This is a genomic window from Acinetobacter pullicarnis (assembly GCF_006352475.1).
GTDB classification, from domain to species: domain Bacteria; phylum Pseudomonadota; class Gammaproteobacteria; order Pseudomonadales; family Moraxellaceae; genus Acinetobacter; species Acinetobacter pullicarnis.
In genome coordinates, this window is the sequence record NZ_VCMZ01000001.1 from 580,856 (window position 1) to 593,778 (window position 12,923).

Here is a 12,923-nt window from a genome sequence, read left to right on the forward strand (position 1 = left end):
TATAAAGCAGTATATTGATTAAAATGGTGCAGCGTTATTCTCAATATGCAGACAAATGCATTGGTTTTTATTTTGAAAGAAAATATCAAAGCTACGGCTCATGGTGCAGTCATATAAACTTTGTTGGTAAAAAATCTTTGAGAGCGGCATTTGATAAAAATCCAGCCACTGTTGCTCATCAGTAAAGGCTGAAAAATCTTTTAAATTGGCATAAAGCTTTTGTAATTCAGCCGAAATGTGCTGCAAATCGGTATTAACCAACCACAGAATAAAATCATAGGGTTTTAATGCAGTGATGCGATCGTGCTGATCATCCTCAGGGCTAATGCTATAAAGCTGCGCACCATCATTGCAATAGCGTGAACAGAGCAGTTTAGTCCCTTGAATCTGCTGATGTTGTCCAACATCTTGTATGCGTAGATGCCTCGATATTCTTAGACAATCGACCAGATCGGCCATTTCAAATTTTTTATATTTTTTAAATAATTTAACCGCGTTCGAGATCACATATTCTTCCCCAGCACCCGTGATCATACCGTTTGGCCATGTGTGAAGTTTAGTGGTTTGATCTTGGCTAAAGAATGATCTATCTTTGTGGTTTGGCGTGAGACTTCGATTGTCAGCTGCGACAATGATGCTGTCTTGGAATTGGATCGCGAGAATAAAGGTCATATTTTTTATAATTATAATATTGATCAAATAATAAAAGTCAGTCTATGACATAAAAAAGGAATTTACTATGGCAGGTGGTTCGCAAATTATTATCAATAAAGACGGTATTACTATTATTACACCGAGAAAATTTGAAGCAAAAGCAGGGCAGCATATTTTTAAGGGGGGTGAACAGATATCTCCGAAACTTCCAGTGCTACCAGATGCAGACAATCCTTATATTTTGCAGTATCTCGTTAAAAATAAAGACAACCAACCACTGGCAAATCGGCCCTATTTGATTATTGATGAAGAGGGAAGTCTACAAAAAGGGATGACTGATAATGATGGATTTATGAAGTTAAATACAACCTCATCTGCTCAAAATATTGTGACTCGGATAATGGTTAATGACATAGAAGAAGCACAAGATGCAAATAATATAGAGGAATAAAAAGTGGCGACTCAATATTCTCGATTACAACTTAAAGTCCATGCTCCTCTAAAAATAAAAGATTTAACTTTCAAAGTTACGCTGACAAATAGTGCAACCAAGAAAACCGTTTTTAGCTATGAGGGGGCGTTTGATAAAAATGGTTTTACCAAATGGATTCATATTTTTCAACCAAACCGTTCTTTAATCTATGAGGTACTTTATCGAGGCGATGTGATTCAACGGATATCTGCAAAAGCCTACCCTAACATGAATAACTGGAGTTTTTTTGATTTTAAAACAACAAGTGAATTAACCAAAAAAGTAAAAGAAAATATTAGAGAAATTCATCTTAATGATGGGGAGGTTGCTTGGTATTTGATTAAAAAGCCTGAAACTGTACTTGCTTGGTCAAATAGAGTTTTTAAAAAACCATTAGCTCCTTCAGATTGGGATACCCTTCGAGCCAATAATCCACATTTATCGAGTCTAGTATCTGTTGGGGTATTGAAACCAGGTTGGATTATAATTTTATCAAACTCGACAACCGCTAAAGCGCTCCCAGAATATAAAAAACATGCCAAAGCAGCGTTTAAAAATTTAGAAGAAATGCAAAAGGACAAAGATTTTGATGCTTTGTTTTTCGCTCAAAACTATGAGTTTTTTTATGATGTATTAAAAAATAAAAATACGAGACTAGTAAAAAAAGATATTTTTGAAAATGATCATCCTTTAACGGTTAAATTCAATAGAGATAAAAAGGATGATGGTTTTTTTGAACAGAAGATGACTCCTGATGCCGCCTTATTGATGATAGAAGCTCAAGTACATCGCATATATAAACTTCATGGTGAATTAACAGTTAAATATGCTGAAGCAAATATAAAGGGCACTCCGAATGCTTCTACAAAATTTGGCGCATTCCGAGAGCAAAATATCAAGATCTACAAAGAATTTAATCAAGAGTCTGTAAAAAAATTTTTCAGATGGGATCAGAATATTAAAACTAGTAATATGCGTAAAATGCTGAATCAATCCGTACTTTCTAGAGACAATAACTATAAAGGTGGCATAAAAGAATATGCCAAGAAAATGGGAGAGGTTGGAAAATTTAGTAAATATTTAAAGGGAGTTGGATATTTATCTGTAGCCATAGATGTTGCTAACTCAGGTGTTGCTGTATATGAAGCTGCTCCTGAAGATAAAGCGCGAACAACTGTTGTGGAAACAGTTAAGACTGGAACAGCATTAGTTTCTGGTGTATACGCTAGCGCATTAATTATTGGTTTGGCCACAGGTGGGGCTGGCCTTGTAGTTATTGGTATTGTTGCTATATCAGCACCGATGGCGGGAAAGGCTGTAAGTGAAATTGCTGGTTGGGGTGTAGGGAAAATTTACGATTCTATAGAGAATAATACGAGTAATTGATCATGGATATTATTATTTTTCTACTTAAAACGCTTCCACTTATTGTCTTGGGTTTTTTCTTTTTTGCTGTTTCTGTGATTTTATATATCATTTTTTATATTTACATGAATATTAATTTAAAAGATATCTCTAAAATTATTTTTAAAGATGAGAGAAAGTATAGAAGGCCACTTGAGCCTTTTAATTTTATTTTTCTTAGTTTACTTCCAACCACTTTTTGGCGGGAAACTTTAAATATTAAATATCAGGTGAACTTTAAAAAGCTGTATGGGAAAGATTTTTACTATCCTTTAGATCGAGAACAACTCATTGAATTGCTAAGTAATTATAAAGGTTATTTTTTACTTCAATATGCAATATTTATATCAACAACATTTGGAATTACCTTCTTGTCATATGCATATGTTGCAGATAAGTATTTTTAATTTTTTTGAATAAAATCTTCTTTGTAAAAGAAGGTGTTGATATTTTGGAGTCAATCAATTTATAGGTACGGATTAATAAAGGAATAATAAAAAATGAAACTAAAAAAACTCCTCCTCTATAGCTTACTCAGCTTAAATACACTTGGCCTTGTGGCATGTAATAAACCTGTTAATCAACAGCAGCTTGCAACAAGTGAAGCCGAGCTTTTATATGCACAAGGTGAACGCTATTATTTAGGTGAATCGGCCCCACAAGATTATCAGAAGGCATTTAAGCTTTTTGAACAGGCTGCAAATAAAGGCTCAGCGATTGCACAGAATAATCTTGGTGCGATGTATTTTAAAGGGTTAGGAACAGAAAAAAATGATGAGCTGGCATTTAAGTGGCTAACGAAAGCTGCTGCGCAAAACTTTGCTGAAGCGCAGTACAATTTAGGCGTGATGTACAATGAAGGTTTTTTTATTGCTAAAGATAAAACAAAAGCCATCGCGTTATTTTCAAAAGCAGCAGATCAGAATTTTGCGCTCGCACAATTTAATCTAGGAACTGCTTATGCGAACGGTGATGGTGTTACTCAAGATGAAAAAAAGGCATTTGATTTATATACTAAAGCTGCAGATCAGAATTTTGCTCAAGCCCAATTTAATTTAGCAAATTTCTATGCAAATGGTACTGGTATTATTAAAGATAAAAAAAAGGCATTTGATTTATATGTAAAAGCTGCTGATCAAAACTTTGCGCAAGCCCAATTTAATTTAGCCTATATGTATCAGTATGGTGAAGGTGTTCAAAAGGATCAAAATAAAGCACTAGCGTTGTACTACAAAGCGGCGGAGCAAGATCTTCCTGAAGCTCAAAATAATCTAGGTTATATTTACGTCAATATTTTAAATGATAAAGTTAAAGCCAAATATTGGTTTGAAAAAGCATCTGAGAATGGTTATGCCGATGCAACACAGGCATTAGAAGAGCTAAATAATAAGTAATTTTTTGAGAAAATAATAAAAAAATGAAACTAAAAAACCTACTCCTCTATAGCTTACTTAGCTTAAATACGTTTGGCCTTGTGGCATGTAATAAACCTGTTAATCAACAGCAGCTTGCAACAAGTGAAGCTGAGCTTTTATATGCACAAGGTGAACGCTATTATTTAGGTGAAGAGATTCCACAAGATTATCAGAAGGCATTTAAACTTTTTGAACAAGCAGCGAATAGGGGTTCAGCGATTGCAGAAAATAATCTTGGTGCGATGTATCTTAAAGGCTTAGGAACTAAAAAGAATGATGAACAGGCCTTTAAATGGCTGACCAAAGCTGCTGCACAAAACTTTGCCGAAGCGCAGTACAATTTGGGCGTCATGTACAATGAAGGTTTTTTTATCGCTAAAGATCGTGTTCAGGCGCTAGCATTATTTTCCAAAGCTGCAAATCAGAATTTTGCACTCGCGCAATTTAATTTAGGCAATGCCTATGCAGAGGGCAATGGTGTTGTTAAAGATGAAAAAAAGGCATTTGATTTATATCGCAAAGCAGCTGATCAGAATCTTGCTAAAGCACAGTTTAATTTAGCTAATGCTTATATAGATGGTGTTGGGGTTACTAAGGATGAGCAAAAAGCTTTGGAGTTATACACTAAAGCCGCGGAGCAAGACCTTCCGGAAGCCCAATATAATTTAGCTAATCTCTATGAATATACTTTTAATAATAAAGAAAAAGCCAAATATTGGTATGAAATTGCATCGAAGAATGGCATTGAGCAGGCTAAAAATGCATTGGAACGATTCAAGTCATGACCAAATTCAGTTTAATATTAGAAAAAATGCCTATGGGAGTGTTTGCTTTTATTTTCCCTTTAATTTTGTTCCAATTATTTTTTGGTGAGAAATCCTAAATATTAAAAAATAGAAGTAAAAGAACAAATAGGTTGCACTGTATCTATTTAAAAAATTATTTTTTTCAAAAAAAATGTAATAAGCACTTTGGGTATAACGATGCAATGTCGCGATGGCTCAAAATAAACCTATGCATGAAATACATGAATTATAACCAATTATTGCATTTGTTAAGTGCTTAATCCATTGACATACTTTGGTTGACTTTCTGGCTTTGTAATTGGAAAGGTGATTTGGCTTTAGGCTAAAACTAAAAGAATGTTAATGGAGTTAACTATGATTTATGAGTATCAGGATATTCTGAATATTGAACGCTCAGCATTTTCTTATCAAAATTTAGAGAATACGTATGCGTTAATAGAACGTAGTGCTCAGAAATATCCAGATGCATTGGCCTTAAGTTTTTTTCTAAAAACAGAAGATTATGCAAGTCCGACGACATGGACATATGCTGAACTGTTGGCGGATATTACCAAAGCCGCCAATATGTTTCATCATCTCGGTGTGAAGCGAGGGGATGTTGTTGCGCTTATTCTCCCAAATCTTCCTGAAGCGCATATTGCACTCTGGGGAATACAAGCAGTCGGTGTTTCTTTTGCCATTAACCCGATGCTTGATCCTGCTCAAATGGCGGAACTTTTAAATACAACAAATGCTCAATGGATCGTAACCGTAGCCCCTGAAACAGATGCAGAAATATGGCAGCGACTAGAGCATACCATCGCGAATGTTACGAATTTAAAAGCAATATTGACGGTTGATGCTGCAGTGTATCAGTCCGAAAAGTCTCAATCGACAGCCTCTATTCAAGACGTATCCGGTATTAAAGTTATCGACTTTAATACGCAAATAAAGGGGGAAGTCGGGACTAAACTGCTATGTCCACCTGCTGCGCTCGATGATCTTGCAGCCTATTTTTGTACGGGTGGTACGACAGGACTCCCTAAACTCACATGTCATAGCCAAGGCAATAACGTCGCCTTTTGTATTCAACTTGATGCTGTTGTTGGAGCACCTGTTTTACGTCATGGACGGACGGTTTTCACCGCCTTGCCACTGTTTCATGTAAACGCATTGTTTGGTACTGGCTTAGCTGTTTTTGCCCAAGGGGGGCATGTGCTGTTAGGGCCTCCAGCTGGATATCGTGAACCTGGTTTATTACAAAATTTCTGGAAAATCGTTGCAACCCATCAAGTGAACTCTTTTTCGGCAGTACCGACCATTTTTGCAAGTTTATTAAATGAGCCATGCACAGTGGATGTCAGCTCATTAACTGCTGCAATTTGTGGAGCAGCGCCAATGCCTGTGGAGTTGCTTCATAAATTTGAAAAGCAAAGTGGTTTACGGATATTGGAGGGGTATGGTCTGACTGAAGGGACTTGTGCATCGTCAATGAATCCAGTCAAAAATATTGCACGTGTCGGTTCAATTGGCTTGCGATTACCTTGGCAAGCCATGAGGGTGATGATTTTAGATGAACAGAATATGTGGCAACGCGATGCAGAGTGCGGCGAAGCTGGCTCAGTGTGTATTCGGGGGCCGAATGTTTTTCAGGGCTATTTAAATGAACATCATAATCAAGATGCGTGGGTCGAGCGGCCCAATGAAAATGGCGTGCAGCAGGCTTGGTTCAACACAGGAGATTTAGGTCGTTGTGACGAAGAGGGCTATTTTTGGCTCACGGGGCGGGAAAAAGAAATGATTATTCGAGGAGGGCACAATATTGATCCTAAAAATATTGAAGAAATAATTGCGACACATCCAGATGTTGCGATGTGTGCAGCAGTGGGGCGGCCTGATGTTTATGCAGGTGAAGTACCTGTGGTTTATGTGCAACTTCAAGTAGGAAGTACTGTCACCAGTCATGAAATATTGACCTATGCCACATTGAAAATACCGGAGCGGGCAGCAGTGCCTAAGGCTGTTCATCTCATTGAGCGCTTGCCATTAACCAGTGTAGGGAAAATTTTTAAACCTGAACTGGTCATGCGAGAAACTAAAAATATTGTGCTGAAAGAAGCCCATGATTTAGGTTTGAAACTAAATAGGCTTGAAGTTGAACAAGTGGTAAGTAAAGGAATTGTTGCGACCTATAACTGTGACGATAAAGAAGGGAAACTCGCGGATGTTCTAGCGGGATATACCTTTTCGACTGTAGCGACTTGTGCCTAACGCGAAGTGCTATTGATTTAAAGTAAATTAAGGAAAATGAACAGTGATAAAAAAAACATGGATGCGTCCATTTAACGTCTTGACTACTGCGTTGTTATTGATTGGTGCGGCTTATGCAAATGCCCAAGAACCTGTCACCGTTTTTCTCGCGAAGAACATTTATACGATGGAAGAACGGAATCCAGAAGCGCAAGCTGTTGCGGTTTCGAATAATCGTATTGTCTCTGTGGGTACGGTAGATAGTGTAAAAGCGGCTTTAGGTCAGCAAAGCTATAAGATTGATGAGACTTTTAAAAATAAAGTCATTATGCCAGGATTTATTGAACAGCATATACATCCGATGATGACGGCCTTGACCTTAACCACAGATGTGGTTTCGATGGAGGATTGGGATCTTCCTCATCAACAATTTAAGGCAGCAAAAACACCAGCTGAATATAAGCAACGATTGATGCAGATCAATGCTGAAAAAGGTAATTCAGAAGAATGGTTATATTCTTGGGGATATCATCCACTTTGGCATGGTCAAATTAATCGTGAGTATTTAGATAAAATCAGCAGTACCCGACCGATTATTATTTGGGACCGTTCATGTCATGATTTTTATTTAAATACCGCTGCGATTAAAGCGCTGAAGTTAGATAAAAAAGCCATGGAAGGCCACGGACTTGCCAGTACTCAGGTGGATTGGGAAAAAGGGCATTGGTTTGAAAATGGTGCAATTGAGCTACTTGCTCCAAAGTTATTAACGTATTTTGCAACGCCAGAACGTTTAACTGCTGGAACGCAGATGATGGCTGATCACCTACAAATGAAAGGGGTTACCGCCTTTGCTGACCCAGGTGTTTTATTGGTGCCAGGTTATTGGAAAATTCTGCAAGACACCCTAGGTAAAAAAGAAGTTCCACTAACGGGCTATTTTTTTCCAGAAACACGTACCTCTGCGGTATCGGGGATGACACTTGAACAAGGCATGGCAGAAACGCAAAAACTGGTCGCACTGGGGACTGAGGGTAAAGTTGCCATGCTACCCAAGCATATTAAATTTTTTGCAGATGGTGCCATTATTAGCCAAGCCATGCAAATGAAAGATGGTTATCTAGATGGTCATGACGGGCAATGGATGATGACCCCTGAGCTATTGGATACTTGGAGTAAAATGTATTGGGATGCTGGCTATCAATTACATATTCATGTGACGGGTGATTTAGGGCTAGAGACTGTTCTTAATATGCTTGAAAAACGTATGGCTGAAAATCCGCGACCGGACCATCGTACGGTTTTGGTTCACTTCCCTGTTGCAGATGAAGCACAAATTGATCGTATTGCTCGCGTTGGTGCGATCGTGAGTACCAATCCGTACTATCCAATTGCTTTTGCAAATAAGTTTGCTCAGTATGGCCTAGGACCGAAACGGGCTCATGCTTTAGCACCGAACGGTTTTGTCCTAAAACATAGCATCCCACTCTCATTCCATTCGGATATGCCTGTTGCAAGCGCCGATCCATTGTTCTTGGCATGGAGTGCAGTCAATCGTAAAACCATTGAAGGTAATGTCGTTGCGCCAGAACAACAAATTTCAGTGCATGACGCGATGCGGGCAATTACGATTGAGAGTGCTTATTCTTGGGGCAAAGAAAAGGAATTAGGCAGTATTGCACCAGGGAAAATTGCGAACTTTACCGTACTTGAAGCTAACCCTTATACCGTCAAGCCAATAGAACTGAAGAATATTCCAATATGGGGGACGGTATATGAAGGCAAAGTTTTTGAAAATCCTGCAAAAACAGTGTTAAGTTCGGCTGCTCTGCCACATGCTGTGATTGAGGATGAAGAGCGAGTCAGTGTTCTTGCACATGATCATAGTCATGCGAAGGGCGATATTTGTGAGGTTTCTCATAAGATGGCAGTACTTATTCAAGATCAATGGAATCGTAAGGAACAGGCTAAAAATATGTTGAGCCATAAAAATAGTTAAGCCAGTCGTTTAAGTCCAAACTGCAAGTGGGCGAGAGAGTAATTTCGTTGAAGGCAAAGTGAGACATTACTTTGCCTTCATTTATATGAATAATCCAATTAAGTCTGGTTATTTAATTCGCGTATTTTTTGAATGGTATGTCTTGCCAGTGGTGAAAGGGTACGTCCTGCGAGTTGCACAACGCAACAATCCATCATCATGGGTTCATCACGCAGCGGTGGTTGAACCAACGGCACTAGATCAATGACATCTCCTCGTTTGATATCTTCCTCTAACCAATTACGCCATGTAAGCAGCAAGGTGTGACTATTCATCAACGTTTGCCGGAGCAAATCTAGATTATTACAGTTGAGGACAATCGGTAATTGTTTACTTGAGGACACATTACACAACATGGTCAACATGCGCAGCACTGAATTATGAATGTGTACAGAACTCCAAGGGTAACTGAGTAATTGTTCGCGACTAATCGGTGTGGTTTGTTGTGCTAAGGGGTGTTGGCTATGACAAAAAAAAGAAGATGCAACCGAAAATAAAGGGGTGATCGTAAAGCGTGGATCACCGATAAAACTGTCTGCATTGGCCACATAGAATTCAATGTTTTCAGCCAGTAGATTGAGATTGAGTGCTTCACCATGGTTGAATTCAATATTTAGTTTTAGCCTAGGATTAATACGCCTTAACTCTTCTAAGACCAAGGAGGTTGTTTGGTTCATCAGCATGAAACTTGCACCAAAACTCAGCTCACCGCCTTCTGTTTTTGCAATATGGGCCGCTTCGATTTTAAGATTGTTGGCTGTATGCAAAAGATCGCGCGCAAGCGTTAATAATTGTTTACCCGCATAGGTGAGTTCAACTGTACGGGTATCTCGGTCAAATAATTGAAGTTGAAAATCATCTTCTAAGGCCTTGATACTTCGACTAAATGCAGTCTGCGATAAATTTGCTCGCTCAGCTGCACGAGAAAAATGCAAGCTTTCCCCAAGCAATGCGAAATGTTGAATCCTTTTTAGATCTATTGTTCTGTTCAATGCATGAATACTCCATGTGTTATGCATTAGACGATCATATGTCATTACTAGATAATTTATCCACCGTTATAAATTTTCATTTCCAAATGATCAACCACTATCAGGATGAGGGTGGGGACTGCCAAGGAGTGCCAAGTGGTAAAATTAATTCGCCTTAAAAATATAATATTGTTTTCTGCAACGATTGGTTTGACGCACATTTTATGTGAAGACATATATGCAACCAGCTTTCAATGGGGAGAGGTTGATGGTCAGTTCAAAAGTTCACTGTCAATGGGAGCCAATTGGGCGACGAGAAATCCTGATCAAAGGCAAATTGGGATTACTTCAGGAGGGATCGCCTCGAATAATACCCACGATGATGGGCGGCTAAACTTTCGTAAAGGTGAGGCTTTTTCTAAAGTGATTAAAGGGGTGAGTGATCTTGAGTTGAAGTATGCCAATGCGGGCGTGTTTCTGCGAGGGAAATATTGGTATGACTTTGAATTAGAAAATGGTGAACAGCACTTTTACCGTATTAAGGATCGGGATGCTAATAAAGCAGCAAAACCTACTGGAATTACTTTGGCAGATGCCTATATATACAAGAATTTTCCAGATGCCGCCCATCTCAAAACCATACGACTCGGGCGACAGACAATCAATTGGGGCGAAAGCGCATTTATTGGCAATGGGATTAACATCATTAACCCGCTTGATCTACCTGCATTGCGACGGCCTGGTGCGCATTTAAAAGAAAGAACGATTCCTGTAAATATGCTGTATTCAGCAATCACGATCAATCCCAAGCTGTCAATGGAACTGTTTTATCAGTTGGAATGGCGTAAGACCATTGTCGATCAGTGCGGGACATTTTTTGCAGTGGATGCCTTGGCGGATGGCTGTGGGGATCGACTTGAGGCAATTTTACCTGGTTTTAATTCTCCAGTGTATTTGCCGCGAGCCGACGATAACGAAGCTAAAAATGCTGGGCAATTCGGTCTGGCCTTTAAGCCGACCTTTGGTGACTCCAACCAACATAAACTGGGATTGTATTTTATAAACTATCATAGCCGACTACCCTATTTGAGCGGTATTGCAGTCAATGGGGCTTTGGCTACGATTGAAAATAATGCTGTTGCCGGTCAGCAAAAACTGATTTCAAATGGAAAATACTTTTTGGATTATCCTGAAAATATTCAGCTTTGGGGGGCCAGTTTTTCAACGCTCTTGGGGAAAACTAGCGTATCAGGTGAGTTGAGTTATAGACCCAATATGCCCCTGCAAATTAACGGGGTTGATCTGACAACCGCGGCTTATTTTGGCAATATGATCGAGGATGTGAACTCTCCAATCTTTAGTAGCGGTCACTCAAAAGCCAATCCAGACGAGATAATTAAAGGTTATGCCCGTCGCCCTGTGAGCCAGTTACAACTCAAAGTCATTCATCCATTCGGGCCGATCTGGAATGCGGATAACGTCATGCTTGTTGCCGAAGCGGGTTATAACCATATTACAGATATTAATAAAAATGCTTTGCGCTTTGGCCGTGATGGCAACTATGGCAATGGCAGTATGCCAACGGGGAATAATCCTTTTAATGGTGATTTTCTAAGCGAGAATATTTCTTGTACGGCCTTACTCAATCCGATTAATCCCCAGTACTGTCACGATGACGGTTTTTATACCCAGAATTCGTGGGGGTACCGCGCACGTGCATCCGTAGAATATAAAAATATTTTCTCTGTACACGACAAAAATAGATAACTCATTGAAATAATGTCATAATAATTGTTTTCTAACGACGAATACTATGACACATCTCAATGAGTTATATCTTATCTTAAACAAATATCTAAAATGGAACAAGTCACATTTAAAGTGCTTTGCGCTCATCATGCTTGTGATTATTTTAAAGCAAACATGTAATCTTTCTTCTGCATCTAAAGCCTTGCCCATCAAGTGCTTACCACAATCATTTTATCGACGTATGCAGCGCTTCTTTGCAGGTCAGTATTTTGATTATCGTCAAATTTCTCAGTTGATTTTCAATATGTTTTCATTCGACCAAGTGCAACTGACTTTAGATAGAACCAATTGGAAATGGGGAAAACGAAATATTAATATCCTGATGCTCGCAATCGTTTATCGTGGAATAGCGATACCTATCCTTTGGACATTGCTTAATAAACGTGGAAATTCAGATACGAAAGAGCGTATTGCTTTGATTCAACGCTTTATAGCCATTTTTGGTAAAGACCGTATTGTGAATGTGTTCGCAGACAGAGAGTTTATCGGTGAGCAGTGGTTTACATGGTTAATTGAACAAGACATCAACTTCTGCATTCGTGTTAAAAAAACTTCATTGTCACCAATCATTTAGGAAAGAATCATAAAATTAGTGATTTATTTCGCCATCTTAAAGTTGGTCAAATTGAATGTCGTAAACGACGGATTTTGGTTGGTCGGGTGAAACTATATATAAGTGCACTACAGTTAGAAAATGGAGAGCTTTTACTCGTCGTTTCTCCTCAGTTTAATGCCAATGCTATTCAGGATTATGCATTACGCTGGGAAATTGAAACCTTATTCAGTTGTCTCAAAGGACGCGGGTTTAATCTTGAAAATACGCGCTTGACAGACCCTAGACGAGTGAAAAAATTGATTGCGGTGTTAGCTATAAGCTTCTGTTGGTGTTACTTAACGGGTGAATGGCAACATGATCAAAAAAAAGTGATAAAAATAAAGAAGCATGGACGACTCTCAATGAGTTTATTTCGCTATGGTTTAGACTATGTTCAAATGGCGATTCAGCGTTTAATTGGTTTTGGGGAAAAAAGAAGAGTTTAAGGAAATTTTGGCAATTTTAAGAAGGCAGAACCCTGATAGGATAAGGGTTCTGTGAAATTTGTCGTGTACAGAGAAATATTTTAA

General features: G+C 38.7%; 10 protein-coding genes and 1 pseudogene. 9 read left to right on the plus strand and 2 right to left on the minus strand.

Annotated elements, in window-relative coordinates:
* Positions 1 to 18: 18 nt before the first annotated feature.
* Entirely contained in the window at positions 19 to 672 is a 654-nt protein-coding gene (locus FD716_RS02505) for a hypothetical protein (RefSeq protein WP_139850796.1), read from the minus strand.
* Positions 673 to 739: 67 nt separating this feature from the next.
* Here FD716_RS02505 and FD716_RS02510 point away from each other — a divergent pair, with 67 nt between their 5' ends.
* The 7 genes from FD716_RS02510 to FD716_RS02540 all read left to right on the plus strand — a co-directional run bounded on the left by FD716_RS02510 (position 740) and on the right by FD716_RS02540 (position 8,979).
* Complete coding sequence (locus tag FD716_RS02510) at positions 740 to 1,105, plus strand: hypothetical protein (protein WP_139850797.1); 366 nt, start codon at positions 740 to 742, stop codon at positions 1,103 to 1,105.
* Between the two features lie 3 nt (positions 1,106 to 1,108).
* A complete protein-coding gene (locus FD716_RS02515; protein WP_139850798.1) occupies positions 1,109 to 2,512 on the plus strand; it encodes a hypothetical protein in 1,404 nt (467 codons plus the stop codon).
* Between the two features lie 2 nt (positions 2,513 to 2,514).
* Positions 2,515 to 2,937: a hypothetical protein gene (locus tag FD716_RS02520; RefSeq protein ID WP_228714898.1), complete on the plus strand. Its 423-nt coding sequence runs from the start codon at positions 2,515 to 2,517 to the stop codon at positions 2,935 to 2,937.
* A gap of 93 nt (positions 2,938 to 3,030) precedes the next feature.
* The gene (locus tag FD716_RS02525; RefSeq protein ID WP_139850799.1) at positions 3,031 to 3,924 is read left to right on the plus strand and encodes a tetratricopeptide repeat protein; all 894 of its coding nucleotides are present in this window, start codon (positions 3,031 to 3,033) and stop codon (positions 3,922 to 3,924) included.
* A 23-nt stretch (positions 3,925 to 3,947) separates the two neighbouring features.
* Positions 3,948 to 4,730 (plus strand): tetratricopeptide repeat protein, encoded by a 783-nt coding sequence (locus FD716_RS02530; protein WP_139850800.1) that lies wholly within the window; start codon positions 3,948 to 3,950, stop codon positions 4,728 to 4,730.
* Positions 4,731 to 5,105: 375 nt separating this feature from the next.
* Positions 5,106 to 7,001: an acyl-CoA synthetase gene (locus FD716_RS02535; RefSeq protein ID WP_139850801.1), complete on the plus strand. Its 1,896-nt coding sequence runs from the start codon at positions 5,106 to 5,108 to the stop codon at positions 6,999 to 7,001.
* Between the two features lie 43 nt (positions 7,002 to 7,044).
* On the plus strand, positions 7,045 to 8,979 hold the full coding sequence (locus FD716_RS02540) for an amidohydrolase (RefSeq protein ID WP_139850802.1): 1,935 nt from the start codon (positions 7,045 to 7,047) through the stop codon (positions 8,977 to 8,979).
* Positions 8,980 to 9,077: 98 nt separating this feature from the next.
* Here the strand turns inward: FD716_RS02540 and FD716_RS02545 are convergent, their stop codons facing one another.
* A complete protein-coding gene (locus FD716_RS02545) occupies positions 9,078 to 10,037 on the minus strand; it encodes a LysR family transcriptional regulator (RefSeq protein WP_171476981.1) in 960 nt (319 codons plus the stop codon).
* Between the two features lie 108 nt (positions 10,038 to 10,145).
* On the opposite strand from FD716_RS02545, the gene FD716_RS02550 reads away from it, so the two are divergent.
* On the plus strand, positions 10,146 to 11,756 hold the full coding sequence (locus tag FD716_RS02550) for a DUF1302 domain-containing protein (protein WP_171476982.1): 1,611 nt from the start codon (positions 10,146 to 10,148) through the stop codon (positions 11,754 to 11,756).
* Positions 11,757 to 11,802: 46 nt separating this feature from the next.
* Positions 11,803 to 12,894 (plus strand): annotated as a pseudogene (locus FD716_RS02555) (IS4-like element ISAba1 family transposase).
* Positions 12,895 to 12,923: the final 29 nt, after the last annotated feature.

Coding starts and splice junctions, on each gene's coding strand:
- FD716_RS02535 (WP_139850801.1), top strand. CDS start 5,106: ATGATTTATGAGTATCAGGATATTCTGAATATTGAACGCTCAGCATTT.
- FD716_RS02520 (WP_228714898.1), top strand. CDS start 2,515: ATGGATATTATTATTTTTCTACTTAAAACGCTTCCACTTATTGTCTTG.
- FD716_RS02530 (WP_139850800.1), top strand. CDS start 3,948: ATGAAACTAAAAAACCTACTCCTCTATAGCTTACTTAGCTTAAATACG.
- FD716_RS02545 (WP_171476981.1), bottom strand. CDS start 10,037: ATGCATAACACATGGAGTATTCATGCATTGAACAGAACAATAGATCTA.
- FD716_RS02525 (WP_139850799.1), top strand. CDS start 3,031: ATGAAACTAAAAAAACTCCTCCTCTATAGCTTACTCAGCTTAAATACA.
- FD716_RS02505 (WP_139850796.1), bottom strand. CDS start 672: ATGACCTTTATTCTCGCGATCCAATTCCAAGACAGCATCATTGTCGCA.
- FD716_RS02510 (WP_139850797.1), top strand. CDS start 740: ATGGCAGGTGGTTCGCAAATTATTATCAATAAAGACGGTATTACTATT.